The organism is Wylensekiella montiformis, from assembly GCF_009697385.1.
In the GTDB taxonomy this organism is placed as follows: domain Bacteria; phylum Bacillota; class Negativicutes; order Selenomonadales; family Selenomonadaceae; genus Selenomonas_A; species Selenomonas_A montiformis.
On sequence record NZ_VUNL01000005.1, the window covers coordinates 133,275 to 156,340 of the forward strand.

19 protein-coding genes are annotated in these 23,066 nt (G+C 57.8%); 9 read left to right on the plus strand and 10 right to left on the minus strand.

All coding sequences use genetic code 11. The features are described from left to right. Positions 1–65 precede the first annotated feature (65 nt). Both FYJ78_RS06005 and FYJ78_RS06010 read left to right on the plus strand, forming a co-directional pair. Positions 66–1,775: a glycoside hydrolase family 28 protein gene (locus FYJ78_RS06005; protein WP_195847884.1), complete on the plus strand. Its 1,710-nt coding sequence runs from the start codon at positions 66–68 to the stop codon at positions 1,773–1,775. Further along, a complete protein-coding gene (locus tag FYJ78_RS06010) occupies positions 1,776–2,744 on the plus strand; it encodes an alpha/beta hydrolase (protein WP_154620495.1) in 969 nt (322 codons plus the stop codon). A gap of 70 nt (positions 2,745–2,814) precedes the next feature. Here FYJ78_RS06010 and FYJ78_RS06015 read toward each other — a convergent pair whose 3' ends face one another. From FYJ78_RS06015 to FYJ78_RS06030, 4 genes are all read right to left on the minus strand, one after another. Further along, positions 2,815–3,579, minus strand: a complete 765-nt coding sequence (locus tag FYJ78_RS06015; RefSeq protein WP_154620496.1) for an aminotransferase class IV — start codon at positions 3,577–3,579, stop codon at positions 2,815–2,817. Then, positions 3,554–4,963 (minus strand): aminodeoxychorismate synthase component I, encoded by a 1,410-nt coding sequence (pabB, locus tag FYJ78_RS06020; RefSeq protein ID WP_154620497.1) that lies wholly within the window; start codon positions 4,961–4,963, stop codon positions 3,554–3,556. The genes FYJ78_RS06015 and pabB overlap by 26 nt, the downstream gene beginning before the upstream one ends. 132 nt (positions 4,964–5,095) lie before the next feature. Next, entirely contained in the window at positions 5,096–5,479 is a 384-nt protein-coding gene (locus FYJ78_RS06025; RefSeq protein ID WP_154620498.1) for an addiction module toxin RelE, read from the minus strand. Positions 5,480–5,596: 117 nt separating this feature from the next. Continuing rightward, positions 5,597–6,841 carry a M20 family metallo-hydrolase gene (locus FYJ78_RS06030; protein WP_154620553.1) on the minus strand — a complete coding sequence of 415 codons (1,245 nt, stop codon included), beginning with the start codon at positions 6,839–6,841 and terminating at the stop codon, positions 5,597–5,599. A gap of 235 nt (positions 6,842–7,076) precedes the next feature. On the opposite strand from FYJ78_RS06030, the gene dcuC reads away from it, so the two are divergent. The 3 genes from dcuC (at position 7,077) to FYJ78_RS06045 (ending at position 11,931) form a co-directional block, all read left to right on the plus strand. Next, positions 7,077–8,330 carry a C4-dicarboxylate transporter DcuC gene (gene dcuC, locus FYJ78_RS06035; RefSeq protein WP_154620554.1) on the plus strand — a complete coding sequence of 418 codons (1,254 nt, stop codon included), beginning with the start codon at positions 7,077–7,079 and terminating at the stop codon, positions 8,328–8,330. Positions 8,331–8,443: 113 nt separating this feature from the next. After that, complete coding sequence (locus tag FYJ78_RS06040) at positions 8,444–9,757, plus strand: amidohydrolase (RefSeq protein ID WP_154620555.1); 1,314 nt, start codon at positions 8,444–8,446, stop codon at positions 9,755–9,757. A 164-nt stretch (positions 9,758–9,921) separates the two neighbouring features. Further along, positions 9,922–11,931 (plus strand): OPT family oligopeptide transporter, encoded by a 2,010-nt coding sequence (locus tag FYJ78_RS06045; protein ID WP_154620499.1) that lies wholly within the window; start codon positions 9,922–9,924, stop codon positions 11,929–11,931. Positions 11,932–12,081: 150 nt separating this feature from the next. Here the strand turns inward: FYJ78_RS06045 and FYJ78_RS06050 are convergent, their stop codons facing one another. Then, on the minus strand, positions 12,082–12,969 hold the full coding sequence (locus FYJ78_RS06050; RefSeq protein ID WP_154620500.1) for a PRC-barrel domain-containing protein: 888 nt from the start codon (positions 12,967–12,969) through the stop codon (positions 12,082–12,084). Positions 12,970–12,987: 18 nt separating this feature from the next. Continuing rightward, positions 12,988–14,106, minus strand: a complete 1,119-nt coding sequence (locus FYJ78_RS06055; RefSeq protein ID WP_154620501.1) for a hypothetical protein — start codon at positions 14,104–14,106, stop codon at positions 12,988–12,990. A 235-nt stretch (positions 14,107–14,341) separates the two neighbouring features. Between FYJ78_RS06055 and FYJ78_RS06060 the strand changes: the two genes are divergently transcribed. The 3 genes from FYJ78_RS06060 (at position 14,342) to ptsP (ending at position 18,443) form a co-directional block, all read left to right on the plus strand. Further along, positions 14,342–16,021 (plus strand): sigma 54-interacting transcriptional regulator, encoded by a 1,680-nt coding sequence (locus FYJ78_RS06060; RefSeq protein WP_154620502.1) that lies wholly within the window; start codon positions 14,342–14,344, stop codon positions 16,019–16,021. Positions 16,022–16,299: 278 nt separating this feature from the next. Further along, a complete protein-coding gene (locus FYJ78_RS06065) occupies positions 16,300–16,566 on the plus strand; it encodes an HPr family phosphocarrier protein (protein ID WP_154620503.1) in 267 nt (88 codons plus the stop codon). A 164-nt stretch (positions 16,567–16,730) separates the two neighbouring features. Further along, on the plus strand, positions 16,731–18,443 hold the full coding sequence (ptsP, locus tag FYJ78_RS06070) for a phosphoenolpyruvate--protein phosphotransferase (protein WP_154620504.1): 1,713 nt from the start codon (positions 16,731–16,733) through the stop codon (positions 18,441–18,443). Between the two features lie 135 nt (positions 18,444–18,578). Here ptsP and FYJ78_RS13075 read toward each other — a convergent pair whose 3' ends face one another. Together FYJ78_RS13075 and cuyB are read right to left on the minus strand one after the other, a co-directional pair. Further along, entirely contained in the window at positions 18,579–18,704 is a 126-nt protein-coding gene (locus FYJ78_RS13075; RefSeq protein WP_268878422.1) for a hypothetical protein, read from the minus strand. A 163-nt stretch (positions 18,705–18,867) separates the two neighbouring features. Beyond that, positions 18,868–19,584, minus strand: coding sequence for a cysteate racemase (gene cuyB, locus FYJ78_RS06080; protein ID WP_154620505.1), 717 nt, complete (start codon positions 19,582–19,584; stop codon positions 18,868–18,870). Positions 19,585–19,731: 147 nt separating this feature from the next. Here cuyB and FYJ78_RS06085 point away from each other — a divergent pair, with 147 nt between their 5' ends. Further along, positions 19,732–20,727 carry a LysR family transcriptional regulator gene (locus tag FYJ78_RS06085; protein ID WP_154620506.1) on the plus strand — a complete coding sequence of 332 codons (996 nt, stop codon included), beginning with the start codon at positions 19,732–19,734 and terminating at the stop codon, positions 20,725–20,727. Between the two features lie 40 nt (positions 20,728–20,767). Here FYJ78_RS06085 and FYJ78_RS06090 read toward each other — a convergent pair whose 3' ends face one another. Both FYJ78_RS06090 and FYJ78_RS06095 read right to left on the minus strand, forming a co-directional pair. Then, complete coding sequence (locus FYJ78_RS06090) at positions 20,768–21,640, minus strand: response regulator (RefSeq protein ID WP_154620507.1); 873 nt, start codon at positions 21,638–21,640, stop codon at positions 20,768–20,770. Next, a complete protein-coding gene (locus FYJ78_RS06095; RefSeq protein WP_154620508.1) occupies positions 21,637–22,980 on the minus strand; it encodes a sensor histidine kinase in 1,344 nt (447 codons plus the stop codon). Before FYJ78_RS06095 ends, FYJ78_RS06090 begins: the two co-directional genes overlap by 4 nt. Positions 22,981–23,066 lie beyond the last annotated feature (86 nt).

A 23,066-nucleotide genomic window follows, 5' to 3' on the forward strand; every position in this document is an offset into this window, starting at 1 on the left:
AAAGGGGGCCGTTTAGGCCGCCTGCTATAATTAAGATATGAGATATGAGCTATGAGGTGAAGCATATGTGGAATCAGAAGAAAATTGCCGCGCTGACGGGCGCGATCTGTCTGTCGCTGTCTGCCAGTGTTTTTGCCGCGCAGGCTCCGACCGGCCTGCAGTCGCCGACCTTGTCGACGGATCAGGACAGCACCTGGCTTTGCTGGGACCGCCCGGCTAAAGGCGATGACGCGGTTTACTACAACATTTATCAGAACGGCACGAAGATCGGCACGACGCAGACGCCGGCGCAGACCGTCGGAACCAAAGCCATGCAGGAGTTCCAGCAGAAGAATCCGGAGCTTTGCGGGGATCTGCTCATTTATCACAGCTATGAGGCGTCGGGGCTGGCGCCCTCGACGGATTATACGTTTACGGTGCGCGCCGTCGGCAAGGACGGCAAGGAGTCGGCGGACAGCAAGCCGGTGAAGGTCCGCACGACCGCTGTTCCCAAGACGGTCCGTCTCACGGATTTCGGTGCGGTCGGCGACGGCAAAACCATGAATACGGCGGCGCTGCAGAGGGCCATCGACGCGACGCCGAAGGGCGGCGTGCTTGAGGTGCCGGCCGGGACGTTCGTGTCCGGTGCGGTGCAGCTCAAGAGCGATATGACGCTGCAGCTGGATGAGGGGGCGACGCTTCTCGGCACTGAGGAGGTAGGCGGCTATGAGATGCAGCCGAACGGGCGCTATAACGGGCTGCTCAACGGCAGCAATCTGCGCAATCTCCGCATCGTCGGACAGGGGACGATTGACGGCAATGGCTGGCAGAAGGATGCCAAGGGCTATTATCGCAAAGCGGCAAACTTGAAGCGCGAGGACGGGAAGAAATCCCGTGAGCCCGATGTCCGCAACTACGGTATTCTGGCGAAAAATCAGACGGTCTGGCTCATGGACAATGAGGACCGCAATTTCAAGGAAGGATATAACGGCCGCGGGTCGACGGTCATGCTGAGCCATATCGATAATCTGTATATCGAAGGTGTGCGCATGCAGAACCCGTCCATGCACATGGTGGTCATCAATTTCGGCAACGATGTGACGGTCAACAATGTCGCGTTTCATACCTATGACGCGAACAACGGCGATGTCATCGATTATACGGGCAGCAAATACAAGGTCATGAACTGCTACATGGACAGCGGCGACGACGCGGTAAATTTCAATGCCGGTATGGGTGCGGACGCGGCGGGCCGCCCGCCGGTCGGCAATGCCTGGATTTTCAACAACTATGTGCGCCATGCGCATGGCGGCATCACGCTCGGCAGCCATACAGCTTCGTGGATCGAGAAGGTCCTCGGGGAAGACAACGTCTTTGAACTGACGGAAGTCGGCTTCCGCTGCAAGACGTCCGACAACATGGGCGGCGGCGGACGCAATTCGGTGTTCCGCCACAATGTGCTCAAGGATATAAAGAATAATGCGTTCCTGTTCACGACCAATTATAAAGATGAGAATGCCGTCGGCAAATACGCGGGGGCGAATGCGGGCGTATTCAAGGATATGCTGATCGAGGACTGCAATGTGCTGAATACGAAGAAAGCGGCCTTTGAGATCGAGGGCATGCCGGGCGGCGAGCATCACGACATCACTCTGCGCAATGTCCGCATCATCAACGGCGGCGCGCAGAAGCTGCAGCATGCGCAGAATATCCGTCAGGAAAACGTCGTCTATGAGCAGGACGAGTCCAAGGCTGCAAAGGCCAAATCATCCGGGAAGAAAGCAGTGAAAAAATAAATGAAATCCATTTGGAAAACCATTGCCGTCGCCGGGCTGCTGCTGTCAGCGCTCGGTGCGGCGGGTGCCGTTCAGGCATCTCCGCTGCAGGACGGCGGACAGATGAATCTTTGGCCGGGCAAAGCGCCGGGCAGCGAACATGTCGCGTTTCATAACACCGTTACGGAGCGCAGCGAGGATCCGGCGCATCATGACCGCATCATGACGGATATCGACGTGCCGACTCTTATCGCGCATGTGCCGGAACATCCGAACGGCACGGCGCTCATCGTGGGGCCGGGCGGCGGCTATGCGCGCGTCGTCATGGACAAGGAATCCGATGAAGTGGCGGACTGGCTGAATCCGAAAGGCGTGACGGTGTTCATCCTGCGCTATCGGCTGCCGGGCAACGCGCACAACAAGAACCGCGAGGATGTTTCGCTGGAGGATGGGCAGCGGGCGGTCCGCATCGTGCGCGCTCATGCGAAGGAATGGAATATCGATCCGGAAAAGATCGGCATTATGGGCTTTTCGGCCGGCGGCCATATGGCTGCCAGCGTGAGCACCTGCTACGCGCGCAAGGTGTACGAGCCCGTCGATGAACAGGATAAGGTCAGCGCGCGTCCGGATTTCACCATTCTCGGCTATCCGGTGATCAGCATGCTGCCGGAGTATGCCCATGAAGGGACGAAAAAGCGCCTGCTGGGCCTGTCGCCGGGCAGGAAGGCTATGGAGACCTATTCGGCGGAACTTCATGTGACCGCCGAAACGCCGCCGGCCTTTGTATTTTGCGCTGCCGACGATAATGTGGTGCCGCCGGTCAACAGCGTCCGCTATGTTTCGGCATTGCGCCGCTATGCGATCCCCGCGGAGCTTCACATCTACCGCACCGGCGGGCATGGCTTCGGCCTCGGCCGCTCCCTGCAGAGCAGCACGCGGTACTGGCCGTCAGCCTGTGAAAACTGGCTGCGGGATCTCGGGCTGATCTGAATTCAGACGCCGCATCGTTTTTCTCCGATTCCGGAAAAAGCGATGCGGCGTTTTTGTGTCTGGCTTTATTTTATCCGATGCTGGCGGGCGCGTCGCCGAAGGCAAGGCGCGCCGGTGTGATGTCATGCAGGCGCAGGAACTGCCGCAGGGGATGAAGCGGGAAAGGATATGACCCGATCCGGGCGACGGGCCGCAGGCCGCAAAGCGAATTGGTCAGAAAGCAGCCGTCAAAGCGGGAAAGATCGTCCTCTTTAAGCAGGACTTCCCGGACGGCAAACTGGCGCAGAAGATGGCCTCGGATGATTCCCGGCAGAAGGCCCGCCGTTTCGGGCGGGGTAAACAGCTGGCCGTCTTTCAGGAAGAACAGATTGGATACGGCCTCCTCGGCGATTTCCCCACGGCTGTTGAGAAAGACACAGCCGTCCCATCCGTCCTGAACCGCCCGGCGCTTTTCCAGAATGGAATCGCCGTAGTTCCATGTTTTGCGGTAGGTCAGCGGCGATGTTTCATTGCGCCGCACCGGGCTGATGCACAGCCTGATTCCTGTAAACCGCCGCGATCCCGGATACGGGTTGGGCCGGATGGTCACCGCGATGTTGCGGTCGGAGACCATGAGCTTTAACGCGTGGTGCGGGAGCTTCTGGCAGTGCAGCTCGTCCTGTATTCGTTTTTGCAGCATGGTGTGGTCGCAGGCGATCCGCAGGAAATGCAGCGCTTCTTCAAGACGCTGCAGATGTTCGGCCAGAAAGCATGGCCGGCCGTTTTCCACGGCGATGGTTTCAAAGGCGCCCAGTCCGAAGGCGCAGCCGTCATCGAGACACAGCATGGTTTCCATAAAGCAATTCCTCCCAGTCTGGCGAAGACGCGCCGCACAGGGGGCCCAGTACGGAGGACGCCTTGTGCAGCATTTCGCGGTATTCGGCTTCCGGATCGGATTCGGCGGTGACGCCGCCGCCCGCGCCGATGTGATAGCAGCCCTGATGACGGACGGCTGTGCGGATCACGATGTTGAAGGCTGCGTTCCCTGCGGAAGAAAGATAACCGATGGCGCCGGTATAGAGTCCGCGCGGAGCGGCTTCCAGTCCGTCGAGTATCTCCATGGCCCGGTATTTCGGCGCACCGGTAATCGACCCGCCGGGAAAAGCGGCCCGCAGCAGATCCGCGCAGTCCCTTCTCTTTGCCAGCGTGCCGGTGATGGTGGAAATCATCTGGTGCACGCTGGCGTAGCTTTCGATGGAAAACTGCGTCGAGGCGTGAACGCTGCCGGTCTGACAGACCCGGTTCAGATCATTGCGCTCGAGGTCGGTGACCATGACCAGCTCGCTGCGGTCCTTGACCGAGTGAAGCAGCTCCTGCCGCATGGCCCGGTCTGTTTTTGGCGTATGGCCGCGCGGGCGCGTTCCCTTTATCGGGCGCGTGATGACTCGCCCTTCCCGGAGCGTCAGAAATTCCTCCATAGACGCGCAGAGAATCTGCCAGCTTCCGCCGTTCCAGTAGCAGCCGTAGGGGACGGGGTTCTGCCGGCGCAGCTGCAGGTAAGCGGGCCATGGCGGCTGTGCGGAGCGGATATGGAGCTGCTGCGTCAGATTGGCGACGTAAAGATCGCCGGCCCGGGCATGATCGATGACGGACTGCACAGCGCTAAGATAGGCGCCTTTCGTGCAGTCGGCCGAAGCCCAAAGAGCAGGAAAGCGAAGCAGCGGCGGAGCGGGAGCCTCTCCTTTTTCCAGATCGCGTTCCATCTGATCGAGCAGCGCTTCGGCCGGCTGCGTTTTTCCGTTGGCGATCAGGTAAAGCCTGCCGGTCTGATGATCCTGTACGGCGAACCCGTCGAAAAAGAGAAAGCAGGCTTCCGGCAGCCACGGGACGGCGGAGACGGGGAGTCCCATCAGGCGGCGCCCGTATTCATAGGTCAGAAAGCCGATGGCGCCGGATTCGATCGGAAGCTCCGGCATGATGGGATCATCTTGCCGGAGCGTTGCAGAAAGCTCCGGCAGCAGCGAGCCGCGGGACGGCTTCCCCCTGCGGTATAAAACACCGGCGCGGCTTTCCAGCAGGCAAAAAGGCGCTGTCCCCATGATGCTGTAACGTCCGTGCGGCCCGTACTGCGATGAGTCGAGCAGCACGGCGTGCCGCTTGGCGGCGCAGCGGGAAAAAAGGGAAAGCAGCGACGCGTTTTGCAGGATGCGCAGCCGCTTCCGGCCGGCTTTCTGATCCATGAATCATCCCTCCAGAATATACAAAAAACGGGATAACGGCGGTCAATACTATGACAGTCGTTATCCCGTTTCCGGTCCGTAACCTGTATGGATTTATCATACCGCAGAGCGGCGGTATCGTCAAGGCGGCGGTCAGGCCTCCAGCCCGAAGTGCTGTGCTTTGCGGTAGTCGTAGATGACGCCGTACTGCAGCCAGGAATCAATGGACTCGATGAGGATGTTCATGATATTGTGCGCGCTCAGCGCCAGATTGCTGATCTCGCAGATCGTGACGGTCTCGCCGGTGCGGATGTGGCGGAACTCCACCGTGATCGCATAGGTCCCGAGCGTCAGCAGATAATGATTTCCCGTCCGTTTCTCCGTGAGGACCATGTGATGGAGATCGTCCTCCGCCTGCGGTTTGAAGCCGAACTGCTGGAACCGCTCAATCAGCTGCGGCTCCGTTTCGCGGTGAAAGCGGCTGTTTGTCTCGTCGCGTTTGGCTTCAAGTTCAGAAAAAATAGGAAAACTAATCATGATACATGCTCCTCTCTAAGTGATGTATAAATGGAAAGAAATGTCAAGGATAATCCGTGTAGAAAAGTCATGGATTCATTATAGCATAATCCGGGCGGCAGGCCAATACCTTTTCGGTCAGCATGGCGGCTGCGTGTCCCCGGATGCCAGTTCGCGGAGGGCCCGGCTCAGGACCGTGCAGGCCGCTGTGATGTCGCGGATATCCGCGTATTCTGCGGGGTTGTGGCTGATTCCGTCGCGGCAGGGGAGGAAGATCATGCCGGTCGGCGTATAGTCTGCCCAGTGCATACTGTCATGTCCGGCTCCGCTTGGCAGGCAGCGATGGGAAAAGCCAAGCTGCTTAGCGGTGCGGGTTAGCAGGCGGACCAGTCCGGGATCCATAACGGCCGGATCTTCCCGGCTGATGCGTTCGATATTGACCGGAATGCCGCGCTGGCTGCTGATCCGGCGAATCTCGGCGCAGATGTTTTCCACGGCCTGATCCCGGGCGTCTTTTGCGGTACTGCGCACATCGATGCCGATCTGGACTTCACCGGGGATGACATTCATGACGCCGGGCGATACGTTTATGACACCGACGGTGCCGACCACCGGGGGCGTGCACTGCGCCGCGATCTGCTCGACGGCCAGAATGATCTTTGCCGCGGCGCACAGCCCGTCCTGACGCAGATTCATCGGGGTGGCGCCGCTGTGGTCGGCGCGGCCGTGCAGGCGGCAGCGCAGCCTGTAGGGAGCCGCTATGCCCGTTACGATGCCGATCTGGCAGCGGTTGTGTTCCAGTACGCGCCCCTGCTCGATATGCACTTCGAGAAAGGCTTTGAGCGGCTTTTCATAACGGGCGGAAGCGATGTGCTCCGGGTCCAGTCCGCGATCTTTCAATACCTGATGCAGCGTTTTTCCCGCCGCATCGTGAAGCCGGAGGAGGTCGGCGGCCGGAAGCCTGCCGCGCATGGCCCGGCTGCCGAGCGTGGCTGCGGAAAACCGGCTGGACTCTTCACACATAAACAAGACAACCTCGATGGGGTGAATTGGGCGAAAGCCGTCTTCCTGCATGCTTCGTATGGCCTCTATGGCAGACAGGACGCCGACGATGCCGTCGTAATTCCCCCCTTCCGGTACGCTGTCGCCATGTGAGCCGGTCATGACGGCCGGAAGATCATTCCGCTGTCCGGCGAGGCGGCCGATGACATTGCCGAATGCGTCTGTGCGGACAGAAAGGCCGGCTTCTTTCATCTGCGTGATGAGGTAGCGGCGGCACTGCCAGTCGCTGTCGGTAAAGGCGAGGCGGTTGATTCCCCGCCCGGGAGCAGAGAATTTTTTTATCGTTTGAAGCTGTTTGTTCAGGCGCTCGGCAGAAATCATATTCAAAACACCCCTTCTTGGTAGGTCGGATCGGACGGCATGAAGCAAAAGCATCAGCACGCCGGCGGAAATCGTGCATAACAAGTATACAGTATAATATTCTATCAGCGTATTTTCTGCGTTGACAATCGGTTGACCGGTTAATATAATAATCGTATATTGACAGGGAAAAGTCAATATAGTCTTTTTTATATGCACTTATATATGTAGAGAAAGGATGTAAAATATGGTGACCATGATGTTTCTGGCAGGAGGAATCATCACCTGTGCCGTCGTCGCCGCTTTGATCAAGGGATATGACGCGCGGGTGGTCCTGATCGGTTCCGGTTTGCTTATGGCCTGTATTGGCGGCGCGCCGATGGCTCCGCTGGATGCCTTTGCGAAGAGCATGACAAACAGCGGCCTGATTCAGGCGGTCTGCTCGGTCATGGGTTTTGCGATGGCGGTGCGGTTTACGGAATGTGACAAGCACTTGATTAATGCGATGGCCTCGGTGATCTCCAAGGTTCGGTTTTTCCTGATACCGGGTGTTGTCATTGGAACGTATCTTGTCAATATCGCCCTGCCGAGCGCAGCCGGTACGGCCGCCGCTGCCGGTGCGATTTTTATTCCTCTGCTGATGGCTGCCGGCGTGGGGCCGGCGATGGCGGCTGCGGCGGTCAAATGCGGCACCTATGGGAGCATGCTCAATCCGGGGCTGGCGCACAATCCTTTTGTGGCCAAGATCGCCGGGGTGGATGTCATGGATGTTATCGGCTTTCATTATAAAGCGAATCTGGCTTCCCTGCTGGTGGCTACGATCTGCATCACCGTGCTGGCTCATATTCTCAGGGAGGATAAGGGCCATATACCGGAGCACCTGCAGGTGGAAGCGGATTTCAAGGTGAATTATCTGTATGCTCTGATGCCGGTCGTTCCGATTCTCATTCTGCTGCTCGGCTCGACGCAGCTTGTGCCGATCTTTAAAATGGGGGTCCCTCAGGCGATGATTATCGGAGCCCTGCTGACGCTAGTCGTCACCCGGACCAGCCCGAAGGCTATCGGCGATGCGTTCTTCGACGGCATGGGGCAGGCTTACGGAAAGATCATCGGCATCATCATTTCGGCCGGGGTCTTTGTTTCCGGCCTGACGACGATCGGTCTGGTTCGCCTGTTCATCGAGGCGATGCTGAATAATCCGGCCATCGTCAAGATTTGCGCGGCTTTCGGTCCGTTCCTGCTCGGTCTGCTGACGGGCTCGGGAGACGCTGCGACCTTTGCGTTCAACGAAGCGATTACGCCGCATGCGGCAGACTTCGGCATGTCGCCGGTGCAGATGGGCAGCATGGCGACGCTGGGCGGTACGCTGGGACGCACGATGTCGCCGATCGCCGGAGCGACGATCATCTGCGCGGGAATCGCGGGGATCAATCCGATGGAGATCACCAAGCGGAATGCGATTCCGATGCTCTGCGCCCTGACGGTCGGCATGATGATCCTGTTGTTCTGAATGTGAAGAGTGCCGCGGGAGCGGCGCTCTTTTCTTTTGAGGCGAAGCGGTCCGGGCCAAGGTCCCGGCGGAGTCGCCCGGTTAGCAAACAGAGGAAGACGGAGGAATTTATGATGGATTGGAACGAAAAAATTATGGAAGCCGCGGATGGACTGCAGGAGGAGATGACGGCGTGCCGCCGGGATCTGCATCGTTATCCGGAGCCGGGCTGGACGGAGTTCCGCACGGCGGCGAAGGCCGCCGCGTTTCTGACGTCGCTGGGTTATACGGTAAAGACCGGGGCGGACGCGGTGAAGCAGGACTGCATGATGGGCGTTCCTTCGCCAGAGCAGTTGGCGGCGGATCAGCAGCGGGCCGTTCAGGAAGGCGCGGACCCGCAATGGGTTCATCGGATGGACGGCGGCCGGACCGGACTGGTGGCCGAGTGGAAATTCCGCGAAGGCGGCCCGGTCGTCGCCATTCGTTTCGATATGGACTGCAATGAAGTGACGGAAACGGACGATCCGGCGCATAAACCCAATCAGGAGTCGTTTGCCTCGCATCATCCCGGCGCGATGCATGCCTGCGGGCATGACGGGCATACGACGGTCGGGCTGGCGCTCGCCAGGGTGCTGGCTTCGCTGCAGGAGGAGCTGCGCGGTACGGTCCGCCTGATTTTCCAGCCGGCGGAGGAGGGCGTGCGCGGCGCTCATGCGATGGTGGAATCGGGCATTGTCGATGATGTGGATTATCTGCTCGGTGCGCATTTCGGGTTCAAGATGCGGCGGACGGGCAGCGTTGCCTGCAATGTCACGGGTTTTTTGGCGACCAGCAAATACGATGCCCGGTTCTTTGGCGTTCCGGCTCATGCGGGAGCTGCACCGGAACAGGGGAAAAATGCCCTGCTGGCGGCGGCCTGTGCGGCGCTGAATCTTCATGCGATCGCCCGCCATTCCGGCGGTGCGTCCCGTATCAATGTCGGCCGTCTGGAGGCCGGAAGCGGACGGAATGTCATCGGGGATAAGGCGCTGCTTTGTCTGGAGACGCGCGGCGCGACCAGCGAAATCAATCGGTATATGGAAGCGGAAGCGCTTCGCATCCTGAAAGCGGCGGCTCTGATGTATGATGTCCGTCTGGAAGTGGAAAAGACCGGTGGTGCGGCCGGCGGGAGCAATTCTGAGGAGCTGGCCGCGTTTCTGGAGCAGGAGGCCAGGGCGACAGGGCTCTTTGATGAGGTCGTCGGAGCCTGTGATTTCGGAGCCAGCGAGGACTTTTCCTATTTCATGGAGCGCGTTCAGTCGCATGGCGGGCAGGCCGCGTATATGATGATCGGAGCAAACCTCGCGGCCGGGCATCATGATTCGCGGTTTGACTTCGATGAAAGGGCCATGGGTTATTCCCTGAAGCTGCTGGCCTGCAGCGTCTGCCGCCTGCTTCGCGAAGGATGATGCAGAGGCGCAGCCGTTTGTGCAGACGGCTGCGCCTTTGCGCTATGGATGTATACATGCTGAAAGGGTTTACAAGATATAAAATTATGATATAATGTATTTTGTGATTGTGCGCGGGGGGTGTACAATTGCTGAATCAATTTTTAATGTGAGGAGTAACAGCTATGAAAAACGAAGACAATGAGTTCATGCGGCACGAACTGAGGCTGCCGGAGCTCACGGTCCGCGGTATGCTGCTCGGCGCTGTTCTGACCGTGATCTTTACGGCGTCCAATGTGTATCTGGGACTCAAGGTCGGTCTTACCTTTTCTTCGGCAATTCCGGCGGCAGTCATTTCTATGGCCATTTTGAAGATGGCAAAGGATTCCAATATCCTGGAAAATAATATGGTGCAGACACAAGCGTCGGCCGCGGGGACACTGTCGGCGATTATCTTCATCATTCCGGGCATGCTGATGATCGGCTACTGGCAGGGGTTCGAATTCTGGCAGACGCTGCTGGTATCTGCCTGCGGCGGCTGTCTGGGCGTGCTTTTTACGATTCCGCTGCGCCGGGCTATGGTCGTGCACAGCGATCTGGCTTATCCGGAAGGTGTGGCTGCTGCTGAGATCCTGAAAGTAGGAAGCAGCAGTCAGGGAAGCGGCTTGAAGGAGATCCTGTCCGGCAGTGCGGTTGCCGGCATCGTGGCGCTTCTTTCCAGCGGTTTCCATGTTCTCTCGAGCGGTTTTTCCATGTGGTTCCGTGTGGGACGCGGCATGACGCAGTTCCCGATCGGCTATTCGACGGCGCTGGTCGGCGCCGGCTATCTGATCGGCATCGCGTCAGGACTGGCTATGCTGGTCGGCATTCTGATCGCCTGGGCGGGATTTGTACCGTACTTTACGATTACGGGCGTTCTGCCCGACGGCATGACGATGCAGAAGTTTGCCGGGGCGGTGTATCAGGAGCGCGTCCGTCTGATCGGCGCAGGCGCCATGGGCGTGGCTGCTGTTTGGACGCTGATCACGCTGGCGCGTCCGGTTATCGATGGCGTCAAGGAATCCATCGCTGCCGTCGGTATGCCTGACGCGGACAAAGGAAAGCACCGCATGGATATCGACATGTCGATCAAGAGCATCGGTCTGGTCTTTGCGGTGACGGTCATCGGTCTTCTCGGTATTTTTTATGCGTTTGTCAGTCCGGAGGGGCTGCCGGCCGGCCAGAGCATCATCTTTACGGTGGTCGGCGTCGGCGTCGCCGTGCTCATGGGTTTCTTTGTGGCGGCAGCCTGCGCCTACATGGCCGGCCTAGTCGGCACGTCGTCGAGCCCGATTTCGGGCATCGGCATTCTGGGCATCATCGTGGCATCGCTGGTGATGTACGCGCTGTGCTCTTCGTTCGGTATTTTCAGCCTGCCGGGCGGCGAGAAGTTCGCGACGGCTACGGCTATTTTCACGACATCCATTATTATGGCGATCGCCTGCATTTCCAACGATAATATGCAGGATCTCAAGACGGGTTATCTCGTCGGCGCTACGCCGTGGCGCCAGCAGGTCGCGCTGCTGCTGGGCTGCGTAGTCGGCGCGCTCGTCATCGCGCCGGTGCTCAACCTTCTTTATGAAGCGTATGGTTTCCCCGGAGCGCTTCCGCGTCCTGACATGGATCCGAGTCAGGCTTTGGCCGCTCCGCAGGCCGCTCTGATGACGACGATCGCACAGGGCATTTTCTCGAGCAAGCTGGCCTGGGAGTATATTTACATCGGCATGGGACTCGGTGTTCTGCTGGTTCTCATCGATCTTTTCCTCAAGCGCAGCACACGCAGTCTCTGTCTGCCGCCGCTTGCTGTCGGCATGGGCATCTATCTGCCGCCTTCCGTGCAGACGCCGCTCGTCATCGGCGCTGTGCTCGGCTATTTCCTGAACAAGAAGCTGCGCGCGGATAAGGGCGAAGAAGGACTGGCCGCCGGCAAGCGCCGCGGTACGCTGTTTGCGTCGGGTCTGATCGTCGGGGAGTCGATCATCGGCGTTCTGCTGGCCGGCATCATTGTCGTTTCCGTTTCCGGCGGCGGCAGTGACAGTCCGCTGGCTCTGGTCGGCAAGGACTTCGCCGATGCGGCGGAAAATATCGGTCTGGTGGTCTTTCTGATCACGCTCTGCATCTTTTCTAAAGTGGTGCTGGGCCGCAAGGCAGAATAACGGGGTTAGGTTATCCTGCAAACATAAAATGAAACAGAACGAGGGACGTATGCCTGCAGGCATACGTCCCTCGCTGCATATAAAGTTCGATCCTTAGCGTCGGATAAAATGAAAACGGCCGGGGCCTTTCAAGGCCCCGGCCGCAGCAATTTACTGAACGTTCATCGAGAGTTCGATGAATTTATTGGCCAGTTTGGCTTTTTGCAGGACTTCTTCGGTGATGTCCTGTCCGGCTTCGACAATGACGATGCCGTTATCCATCTTGATGGTGCGGGCGGCTTTCTTCCCGAGCAGGAAGCGGCGGTGGCGTTCTTCCGTCGCCTTGTCTGCCGCGGCCTGCTTGTCTGCGTCAGATGGCGTGGCCTTCGGCGCTTCTTTCTTCGGTTCCGGTTTGGCAGCCGGTGCGGGTGTGGCGGCTTTTGGCGCTTCCGGCTTTACGGCAGCCGGTTCCGGAGCTTTTTGCGCTTCGGCTTTTGGCGCCGAAGGAGCTGCGGGAGCCGCGGGAGCGGGGGCCGCTTTCGCAGCCGAAGGAGCCGGCTCCGATTTCGGTGCGGTTACCGGGTTATTTTTTTTTTCGCCGGTCGGATCGATGACCGTCACTTCTTTGCCGAAGATCGAAATCTGATCGCTGGCAATGTCGGAGGTCGTTCCGTCCGGAGCCGTGATTTCACATGTTTCGATTTTGCCGTCCTCGCCGATATAGAGCTCGGAGATCTTGCCCTGAATCGTACCGGTCTTGGTGATGGCTTTTGTGCCGATGACGCGGATATTTTCATCGAGCAGGGTTTCATAGTCGCTCGCGTCGTCGAGTTTCAGGATGTTTTCGCTGTTGGTGACCGTTACGGCATCATCACCGATGGCAATGACGGATTCATATGGGATGAGCTTGACGCCGCGGTACCAGTCCTCATCTTCGATGGTGATGGCCGCTACGGTTCCCTTTTTGGCATCGATGAGAAGAGTCTTGCTCATGCCCAGCTCGCGGCCCTCGGTGATGCTGATGATGGGAAGGCCCAGGATTTCTACGCTTTTCTTCATGAAAATTCCTCCATTGTGTTATTTGCTCTGCGAACCCGAATGCAGAAACTCCGTTTCGATTTCCTGCATGATGGCTCCGGGAATATCCCGGAACGGGGTCTGGAGCGCATGGTGTTTGGATAATATATTCTGGACGATGCCGAGATAGCGGATATTTTTGGCAAATTCCTGCCGGATCGCATCGTTCGCGGCAATGATCGGCAAGGACAGGGCATGCTGGTAGGCGTCGATCGCATCCTGATAAGCGGCCTGTTCCTTGTAAATGTTCCCGAGCTCGATGATGAGAAACGGGGTGTAGCTGTCCTCCGGGAACCGGGCGATGGCCTGCTGGTAGGCGCAGATCGCGGCAGCCGGCTCATGTGCGGCCTGCTCATAGGCAAAATCGAGCAGGGCGTCGAGCGTGTCGAGTGATTCGACCTGAGGACGGAAGGCGGCGACGGCAGCTTCCTGCTGTTTCTTCCGCTGCCTTTGGGCTTCGGCTTCCTGCTGTTTCTTCCGCTGCCTTTGGGCTTCGGCTTCCCGCTGGCGCTGCTCTGCCTCGCGCCGCTGCTTTGCCGCCTCGGCTTTTTGCCGGGCTTCTTCTTCCTGACGGCGCTGCAGCGTCTCGGCGGCCTGCTGCCGGGCTTTTTCCCGGGCGTCCCGCAATGCCTTTGCCCGATGGACGGCGTCGGCTTTGGCGCGCGCCGCCTCTTCGGCACGGCGCTCTTCTTCTGCGGATGGCTTTTGTTCCCGGACGGCCGCGCCGGCTTCTGCGCGGTCCGGCATTGCCTTTTCGGCAGCGGGTAAAGCGGCAGCCGGTTCCGGCTGTGCTGCCTGATCCGGGGGCAATGCCGCGGCATCGGTTTCGGCGGGAATCGGAGACTCCTGCTCCTTTTTTCGTTCTTCGCGGCGCAGCAGATGTTCGTTGACCAGCGTCACCAGAGCGGCGGCCAAAACGACGAGGACGCCGAGGCGGAAGTAATGCGTGCGGTCCAAAAAGGCGCTCATCGAGATGGCCAGAGCATTGACAATAAAGGCCAGCACAGCGCACAGCACCAGCGAAATCCATTTCATTTCGATGCCGGCCAGCCGGCACAGCCGGTAGATCAGGAAGATGCTGATTGCCATAATGGAGCCGGTCAACAAGATAAATGTCATGCTGCTCACCTCTTCCTTGGAATGGGATAATAATCCCATTATAAAAAGTCATTCGACAAAGTCGGCTGAAATCCTGCCGCCCGGACAGATTTCTTTCCTGATTATAGCATATTCCCGCGGCTCCGGCATGCCTGCGGGAAAACTTTGCGGGGATTTTTTATTTCTATCCGTTTTTGGCAGATTTTGACGGACTTTTATAGTATAATAGTAGCTAACAGAAAGGAACGATTGCAATATGATGTATGAACAGGAGGCTGTCATTCGTCATGAGAGCGGGATCCATGCCCGCATCGCGGCGATGATCGTGCAGCGGGCCAAGGAGCTGGGACGCAAATATGGAACGCGTCTCTATCTGAGGAGCGAGCGCAGCGAGCGCTGCGAGATGCACAGCCTGATGAAGCTGGTCGCTCTGAAGATCTCATGCGGTGATTCGGTCTTCGTCGCTGCCGAGGGGGACGAGGGGCGTCAGGCGGTCTATGAGATGGTGAAGTTCCTGGAGGGCGATTTCGAGATGAATGAACCCGGGGAGATCCATGAGATGGACCTGCTGCTGCATGAAAATGCACTGATGCAGGAACGCCTGCAGATGATTTTGGAAGCGGTTCAAGATGGGATCTGCGTCGTGGACCGGACGGGCGAGATCACCTATGTCAATCCATCCTATCTGCGTATTGTGCATAAGACGCCGGAAATGGTCGTCGGTCAGAACGTATTCAAAACCGCGCCGGACGGCAACCGGTGCGGCGTGCTGCGGTCGGGTGTGGCCCGCATCGGCAGCATCAGCCATAAAAAAGATGGCACGACGGTGGTAGCCAATGTCAATCCGATCTTTGTGGATGGGGAAATCGCCGGCGTCGTATCGGTCATCAAGGACATCACGGAGCTGCAGAATCTCATGGCCCGTCTTTCGCAGGTTTCCGCACGGGCCGAGTATCTGGAGCAGGAATTGCTGCGCACGAAGAAAACGGCGCAGGCGTTCAAAAATTATATCGGCAAGAGCGGAAAGGTCGTGGATGTGCTGGCGCTGGCCTCCAAGGCCGCCGGTTCTTCGGCGACGGTGCTCGTCCGCGGCGAGAGCGGTACGGGCAAGGAGGTCATCGCGGAAGGGATCCACTATGCCAGCGAACGGCGGCGCGGCCCGTTTATCCGCGTCAACTGCGGCGCGATACCCGGGACTCTGCTGGAGTCGGAGCTGTTCGGACATGAAAAGGGCGCCTTTACGGGGGCGGTCCGCCGCAAGCTGGGCAAATTTGAACTGGCGGATCATGGGACGATTTTCCTCGACGAGATCGGCGAGATGGACAAGAACATGCAGGTCAAGCTGCTGCGCGTGCTGCAGCAAAAGGAGTTTGACCGTGTGGGCGGCGAGGAAACCGTGCATGTCGATGTGCGCATCATTGCGGCGACCAATCGCGATTTGGAGCAGATGGTCAAGGACGGCACCTTCCGGGATGATCTGTACTATCGGCTGAATGTCATTCCGATCAGTCTGCCGCCGCTCCGGGACCGCGTCGACGACATCCCGCTGCTCGTCGAGCATTTTATCGCGAAGATCAGCGCGGAGAACGGCAAGCCGGTTCGCGGCATCACGCCGGAGGCCATGCAGGTCATGATGCGCTATCAGTGGCCGGGCAACGTTCGTGAGCTGGAAAACGTCATTGAGCGGGTCATCACGCTTATGGACAGCGAGACGATTACCATCACCTCGCTCCCTTCCTATATAAAAGGCGAGATGGCGGGGCGCGAGGTGCGTCACTTTGCGGCGGATACCGCCGTGCTGCCCTGGGAGGAGTACGAAAAGCAGATCATTGCCAATGCGCTTCGCCAGTGCGGCAGCTTTAACGCCGCGGCCAAAATGCTGAAAATCACGCATAAAACCGTGGCGGCGAAAGCCAGAAAATACGATTTGGTATAATTTACCAATGATTGGTCTTTTTTACCAATCTTCTATTCAAATTTGATATTTTTTACCAAAACAATTAACAAAGTTTATGCACATTTATGAAAACATAAGCCAAGACTTTTTCTGAACCCTTATCGTTCAAGGATTCAGCGAAAGATATAGAAATTTTTCCCAACCGCGTAAAAGTTGGCACGCGTTTTGCATCATTTACTAAGCAGTTCGACGAGATTCGTGCTGATTCCTGCGGGGCAGGAAACGAAGAGTGTTTCAAACAGATAGGAGAGATTCAAATGACTCAGGAAACGATCACCATCGAAAACAAGACCGGCATCCATGCCCGCCCGGCGTCCATCTTTGTTCAGACGGCTACGAAGTTCAAATCCAAGGTGCAGATTCAGGCCAAGGGCAAGACGGTAGATGCCAAGAGCATTCTCATGATTATGAGCATGGGTCTGGTCAAGGGGACGGAGATCACGATTGTTGCCGATGGCCCGGATGAGGCAGAGGCAGTCAAGGCACTGAAAGATCTGGTTGCTTCCAAGTTCGGCGAGGAGTAATTTCCCGGGCTTGCGGTACTCGGAATGGAAAGCCTTCCCGCCGGGGCTCCGGGGGAGGGCTTTTCTTGCGGATGCTTTCATCGGGAAAGGCTGTGAAACAGCAGGACGGTATGGACCGGTCCGATTGTATGATACGGGGATTGTTTTTTTCAGGGGGGAAAGAAATGGCAGAAACGATTCGTGGCAAAGGTGTGATTTCCGGTATTGCCATGGGAAAAATCATGCTGGCAGGACAGAATCTGGACGGGTATCTGGTCAATTATCAGCCGGATGATAAAGAAACGGAAAGAGGCAAGGCGGAAGCTGCCCTGACTGCGGTGGCCGAGGTGCTGCGCGAGAGCATCGAGCGTCTGAAGAAGCAGGATCTGGCGGAACAGGCGGCGATCATGGAAGCGCACCGCATGATGGTGCAGGATCCGATGATGGCGCAGAAGATCGAGGAGAAGCTCGAAGAGATCCCGAACGCGCCGCGGGCGGTGCTGAAGGCGGCGGAAGAGCAGGCCCAGATGTTCGAGCAGATGAACGATGAATATTTCTCTGCCCGTGCGGTGGATCTGCGCGATGTCGGCAAGCGCATTGCCAAATACATCCTTGGCGTTAAGGAGCCGGAGATCGGCGAAGAAAAGGTCGTCCTCTGCGGCCGTGAGATCGAGCCGTCCGTCATTGCCGGTATGCCGACGGATAAAATCGCCGGCGTTCTGCTCGGTTCGGGCAGTACGACAGCGCATGCCGTTATTATCGCCAAAGCCCGCGCAATCCCGACGATCGTTGGCCTGAATAAGGAGGACCGCATCGATAAGATCGCGGACGGGGATCACGTCATCATCGACGGTGAGGTGGGACGGATCGTCATCAATCCGGATCAGGATGAAGTGGAGAGCTACAGGGAAAAGCTCAAGAAGCAGCAGGAGATGGCGGCGCATTATGCGGCGCTCAAGGATCTGCCGGCTGTGACGACGGACGGGGTAAAGGTCGAACTCATGGCCAATATCGGCACGCATATGGATGTCGATAACGCGCTGAACTACGGTGCCGAGGGCGTCGGCCTGTTCCGGTCGGAGTTCGTCTTTATGGGACGTCAGGATATTCCGAATGAGGAAGATCAGTTCAAGGCCTATAAAGAAGCCGTCGAAAAATGCAACGGCAATCTCTGTGTCATTCGCACGATGGACATCGGCGGCGACAAGCCGCTGCCGTATCTCAATATCCCGCATGAGGACAACCCGTTCCTCGGGTATCGCGCCGTCCGCATCAGCCTGCAGCGCCGCGATCTTTTCCTGCCGCAGCTCAAGGCGATCCTGCGCGCCGGAAAGTTCGGCAAGGTCGGCATTATGATTCCGATGATTATCAATGTTTCGGAATTCAAGAAGGTCAAGGAATTCATCGAGGAGGCAAAGGTCGAGCTGACGCATGAAGGCAAGGCTTTTGCCGATGATGTTCAGGTCGGCATCATGGTTGAGACGCCGGCTGCGGCAGTCATGACGCCGGTTCTGGCCAAGTATGTGGATTTCTTCTCCATCGGCACGAACGATCTGGTCCAGTATACGCTGGCCTGCGACCGCGGCAATATCAATATCTCTTATCTGTACAATCATTTCAATCCGGCGGTGCTCCGCCTGATTCAGCGCACGATTACCAGCGCGCGCGAAAATGGCATCTGGGCCGGCATGTGCGGCGAGATGGCCAGCGATCCCAATGCGGCTGTTCTGCTGATGGCGATGGGTATTCATGAGCTTTCTATGAGCGCGCCGTCCATTCCGCGCGTCAAGGAAAAGATTCGCAATATCAGCTCGACAAAGGCCAAGGAGATTCTGGCGGATGTCATGAAGATGGAAGACGGCGACGAGATCAAGGCGTATCTGGCCAAGATTCTGTAACCCGGAATAAAAACAATAACCCCTGTCTGCAGGGAAAAGAAAAAGATCTGCGCATGAGCTCATCGCTTGTGCGCAGATCTTTTTTTCCGGCGGGGTCTTTTCCGCGGAGGCGGCCGTTTAGCCGAGGGTTTAGTCTCACTTTATCCGTCCGATATCCATACTGATGTCGAGAGCCCGTACGCTGTGCGTCAGGGCGCCGACCGAGATGATGTCGACGCCGCTTCGGGCGGCGGCCAAGGTAGACTCATCGATGTCTTCCATACATGTTTCTCCTCATTTTAATAATAAGTCTACTGTCATGATAACAGTCAACAACATTATAATAAAAAGCAGACGGGATGCAAGCACTCCGTCTGCTTTCTGTTCGTGTGAAGAGGATAGGTACCGGGACTCTGTCCGGAAAGGGGGCGGTTTTTTCCGCCGTTCAGCACCGGATGGCGGCGAGATGTTTTTTGGATCTTGCTCCGGCTGCTTCGATGGCTTCTTCGGCCAGAACTTCGGTCGCATCGATGAAACGGCCTTCCAGATGGTACATGCTGACCGCTACCGGAATTTCCGTGCAGCCGAGCAGGAATGCTTCGGCCCCCGCTGCCTCCATTTCGCTGAGCACCCGGCGGACGGCTGTCGTATCATAGGCGCTGCAGCCGGCTTTGACGCCGTGGTAAATCATATCATGGACGGCGATTTCCTGCCGTTCATCGGGCTGGATGATGCGGATGCCGGCATGCTGCAGGGCACGCTGATAAACTCCGGCATGGCAGGTTCCGGCCGAGGCCAGCAGGCCGATTTTCCGGTAGCCCTGCCGCTGGCAGAAACGGGCGGCGGCGTCGATCATGCTGATGACGGGGATCTTCAGATACGGCATCATGAGCGGCAGGAAGTAATGGGCGGTATTGCAGCCCATGATGAGAAAATCCGCTCCTGCGCGGGTCAGACGGTCCGCGGAGCGGAGCAGCTCGGGAACCGGACTGGGTCCCTGACCGAGAATGGCTGCCGTCCGGTCCGGGATGGCCGTATTGTTGTCGATCAGCATGGGGATATGATCCTGATCCTCCCGGGCGTCGGTGTCCAGAATGATTTTCTGCATCAGGTCCGCCGTTGCCATGGGGCCCATGCCGCCGATAATACCGATGGTTTTCATAGCGTATTCCTCCTTGCTGTTGCCGCTTTCGCCGAGATTTCATCGCGTCTTCTTGCTTTCAGCATAACATGGGGGTATGATATAATCAAATACATATAATAATATAAAAACAATAAAAATTTTTGATGGAAAATAAGGAGAATATTCATGCTTTCAGGAATAGATTATGTTTATGCGGTGTGGAAAGCGCGCAGCTTTTCTGCAGCCGCCCGGCGCTTGTTTATTTCCCAGCCCGCGCTGTCGGCCGCGGTGAAGAAAGCGGAAAAGGAACTCGGACTGCCGATCTTTGACCGCAGCCATACGCCGCTGCAGCTGACGGATGCCGGGCGGGCGTATATCGAGGCGGCAGGCCGGATCTTCCGTATCCGGCACGATCTGCAGCGGTACTGTGATGATCTGGCCGGCTGCGGAAGCGGGACGTTGTCTCTCGGCGGAACAAATTTTTTCGCTTCCTGTTTTCTTCCGCCTATGATCGAGGCATTCAGCAAAAAATATCCGCAGATCCGGCTTTCGGTAACGGAGTCGGATTCTGCGGATCTTTATCATAAATTATCGGCGGGAGAACTGGATATTATCGTAGACAGCGGCATTTACGATTCGTCGCTGTACGACATCATGCCCTTTTATGTGGATCATCTGCTATTGGCTGTTCCGGCGGATTTTGCGGTCAATGCACGCTTTTCCGAGGCGCAGCTCCGGCGTGCGGACGTGCTGGCCGGACGCCATCTGGCGGCGGAGGTTCCGGCTGTGCCTTTGTCCGCCTTTGCGCAGACGGATTTTCTGCTGCTGGGGCGCGGCAATGATATGTACCGTCGCGCGCGCGGCTTGTTTCAGGCCGCAGGGATGGAGCCGACGGTCAGGCTGTATCTGAACCAGCTCATGACAGCCTTTCATATGGCCCGGCAGGGCATTGGCGCGACGTTTCTGACCGATACGCTCGTCAGCCTGTCCGTGCCGGATGAGCGGCTGATCTATTACCGGCTGGAAGGTGCGCTCGCTACGCGCGAGACGTTTCTGGCCGTACAGCACAAGGGCTACCGGACGCGGGCGATGGAACGCTTCATCCAGAGCGCGCTGGCGCTTTATCCGATGCTAAGGGGCGCTGAGACTCCCGTCTGTGAGGAGGGAGACAAGCGCCCCTAAAGCCTTGGATAAGTCTCCATTTATGGCTGGCAGGCTCCTTCTACGAATGGGCCTGATCGTACAGTGCCGAGATGAATTTCCGCAGGTTGATATGAATGCGGGCGGGGTCGGGCTTTTCCTCCTGCTCGATCTGACGCATGGTGCTGCGGATGCCCGTGTAGTCAAAAAAGCGCGGGGCGTAGTCTTCAAAGCGCGGGTTGGTGCAGTCGACTGCGCCCATGGCCGCCAGACTGATATGGCCTTGACACAGAGCCCGGCGCAGACGCTGTTCCATGGCCTTTGCCTCACGGCCGGCATCGCTTGTGGCCGGGCGGCTCGCTGCGACGGCGGTGAACAGGGCTTTCAGCGAGGGGATGCTTCCGGAATGGGCTTCCAGCCAGTCGATGATGTCCAGCAGATCCTGCGCGCCCGGGGCAGTGCCGATGCCGATTTCCTGCAGGATGGTCTGTGCGCGCTGCCGTGCGCAGGGTGCCGGGGCTTTTGGAGCGGCGTCCTGCGGCGCGAGGCTGTCCAGCGAATGTTTCAGCTTGTGTGCGAAGGATTCCAGACGGAGGTGTTCGCTGACGTTGCGGAGGACGCGGACAATTTCATTGCGGTTGAGCGGCTTGGTGATATAGTAATCGATGCCGTGCTCGTAGGCTTTGCCGACGAGGTCTTTGCTTTCCACCTGAGAGAGCATGATGACTTTGCCGGCAAAGCCTTTTCGTATGGTATCGACGGCCCGGATCCCATCGAGATCGGGCATGAGCATGTCGATGATCAGGATATCGGCGGAAAGGCGGGCCAGCATATGGTTGTCCATTCCGATGGCGGAGGGCAGGGATGCGGCGATCCTGCCGAGCTGGTAATCTTCGATGATGTCCTGCAGCATCATGCGCACGGCTTCATCATCGTCTATGAGTAAGATATTCATGGATTTTTCCTTTCTGTATCGGAGATTGCGGGTTGGCGGAGCTTATGGCAGGGCAGGGCGATGGTGCAGGACACCCGGTTTTTCCCGTCGGAGTCGATGGCGATCGTGCCGCCAAGCGACTGGGTCTGCTGCCGGACATAGGTCAGGCCGACGCCGCTGGAGGCCTTGCCGCTGCTGTCGAATTTTGTGGTATATCCGGGCCGGAAAATCTGAGGAAGGCGGCGCGGCGGGATAAAACTGCCGGTATTGTCGAGATGCAGGATCAGCCGGTCTTCGGCGCGTAGTTCCTCGATGCGCAGGGAGATGGTTCCTTTCTGCCCGATCGCCTCGACGGCGTTGGCCGCCAGATTGTTCAGCATGGAAAGAAGAAGAAAGACATGCAGCGGCGGAAGATCGGGCGAGACATCGCTGCGGAAGGCGATGTCTTTGCCGAGCGAGCGGGCGTATTTCTGCTGGACGTGAATCAGGAGGCGGGCGATCCGGTCCGGAGGGAGGTAATCGTCGACGTGGCGGTTGCTGGTAAGCCCCTGCAGGCCCGCGAGGATGCGCTGGTGATTTTTCTTGATCTCATGACATTCTCCGGCGATGCGCAGAACTTCCATGGCCGTGACTTCCTCTTCGGGGCTTTTGGCGCGCGACCGCAGCGTTTCGTAAACCGCATAGCAGTCGCGGGTAACGGTTTCCGCACTCTGCAGGGCACAGCGCAGCGTGAAAACTTCCTCGTATAATCCGGAGATGAGCAGGGAAAGGCGGTTCTTCTCCTTGGTTTTGCGCCGCAGCTGCACTTCCGTATTATAAAGCTGGAACAGAAAGAAGAAGGAGAGGATAAAGAAGCAGCGGAGAATCGCGATGCCGAGCAGGCGGAGCAGCATGGGAATCGTCAGGCGGTAATGCTCCCGGAAAGCCAGCGCCTGCATCGCCGCCAGCTCGGCGACGCTGGCCAGAACCTCGGCAAAGACCGCCCATCCGGCGATGGCCAGCGCCTGTGTGTAGATGGTCTGGCGGGACAGGCTGGGCCGGGCAAAGAACAGGGCGTAGGCAAAGTAATAGAAAAAGTTCGGGATGTGAATAAAAAGAGCGTCCGGCAGCGGAAGCCCTCCGGCAGCGTCGAGCCCGGCCCGGAACAGCATGACGCCGATGCCCGCCGAACAGCCCAGCATCATCCGCGGGAAATGCTGGAGCCACAGCAGAAACAGCAGGAAAACCGGGGAGCCGAAACTCACGCGGAAGGCTGAGAAATCGCCGCTGAACGGATGGAACTTCGGCTCCCCGGCCAGCGGAACCAGAATGAGCATAAACGCAAAGACCATCCAGTCGTGGCGGTCCGGATTCTTTTCCATGAGAAGGCTCCTTTTTATGTATACAGGAATACGCGTATTATTTTAATGACAAATAAAAATTATCAAAAAATTTTTGTCGCAAGGAT

What these genes read in the sequence shown, in the direction of transcription:
- FYJ78_RS06090 (WP_154620507.1), bottom strand. Translation starts at nt 21,640, where the DNA reads ATGAATATCTTACTCATAGACGATGATGAAGCCGTGCGCATGATGCTG.
- FYJ78_RS06015 (WP_154620496.1), bottom strand. Translation starts at nt 3,579, where the DNA reads ATGGAAACCATGCTGTGTCTCGATGACGGCTGCGCCTTCGGACTGGGC.
- pabB (WP_154620497.1), bottom strand. Translation starts at nt 4,963, where the DNA reads ATGGATCAGAAAGCCGGCCGGAAGCGGCTGCGCATCCTGCAAAACGCG.
- FYJ78_RS06045 (WP_154620499.1), top strand. Translation starts at nt 9,922, where the DNA reads ATGAAAAACGAAGACAATGAGTTCATGCGGCACGAACTGAGGCTGCCG.
- FYJ78_RS06060 (WP_154620502.1), top strand. Translation starts at nt 14,342, where the DNA reads ATGATGTATGAACAGGAGGCTGTCATTCGTCATGAGAGCGGGATCCAT.
- FYJ78_RS06040 (WP_154620555.1), top strand. Translation starts at nt 8,444, where the DNA reads ATGGATTGGAACGAAAAAATTATGGAAGCCGCGGATGGACTGCAGGAG.
- cuyB (WP_154620505.1), bottom strand. Translation starts at nt 19,584, where the DNA reads ATGAAAACCATCGGTATTATCGGCGGCATGGGCCCCATGGCAACGGCG.
- dcuC (WP_154620554.1), top strand. Translation starts at nt 7,077, where the DNA reads ATGATGTTTCTGGCAGGAGGAATCATCACCTGTGCCGTCGTCGCCGCT.
- FYJ78_RS06095 (WP_154620508.1), bottom strand. Translation starts at nt 22,980, where the DNA reads ATGGAAAAGAATCCGGACCGCCACGACTGGATGGTCTTTGCGTTTATG.
- FYJ78_RS06010 (WP_154620495.1), top strand. Translation starts at nt 1,776, where the DNA reads ATGAAATCCATTTGGAAAACCATTGCCGTCGCCGGGCTGCTGCTGTCA.
- FYJ78_RS06055 (WP_154620501.1), bottom strand. Translation starts at nt 14,106, where the DNA reads ATGACATTTATCTTGTTGACCGGCTCCATTATGGCAATCAGCATCTTC.
- FYJ78_RS06030 (WP_154620553.1), bottom strand. Translation starts at nt 6,841, where the DNA reads ATGATTTCTGCCGAGCGCCTGAACAAACAGCTTCAAACGATAAAAAAA.
- FYJ78_RS06050 (WP_154620500.1), bottom strand. Translation starts at nt 12,969, where the DNA reads ATGAAGAAAAGCGTAGAAATCCTGGGCCTTCCCATCATCAGCATCACC.
- FYJ78_RS06005 (WP_195847884.1), top strand. Translation starts at nt 66, where the DNA reads ATGTGGAATCAGAAGAAAATTGCCGCGCTGACGGGCGCGATCTGTCTG.
- FYJ78_RS13075 (WP_268878422.1), bottom strand. Translation starts at nt 18,704, where the DNA reads ATGGAAGACATCGATGAGTCTACCTTGGCCGCCGCCCGAAGCGGCGTC.
- FYJ78_RS06065 (WP_154620503.1), top strand. Translation starts at nt 16,300, where the DNA reads ATGACTCAGGAAACGATCACCATCGAAAACAAGACCGGCATCCATGCC.
- ptsP (WP_154620504.1), top strand. Translation starts at nt 16,731, where the DNA reads ATGGCAGAAACGATTCGTGGCAAAGGTGTGATTTCCGGTATTGCCATG.
- FYJ78_RS06025 (WP_154620498.1), bottom strand. Translation starts at nt 5,479, where the DNA reads ATGATTAGTTTTCCTATTTTTTCTGAACTTGAAGCCAAACGCGACGAG.
- FYJ78_RS06085 (WP_154620506.1), top strand. Translation starts at nt 19,732, where the DNA reads ATGCTTTCAGGAATAGATTATGTTTATGCGGTGTGGAAAGCGCGCAGC.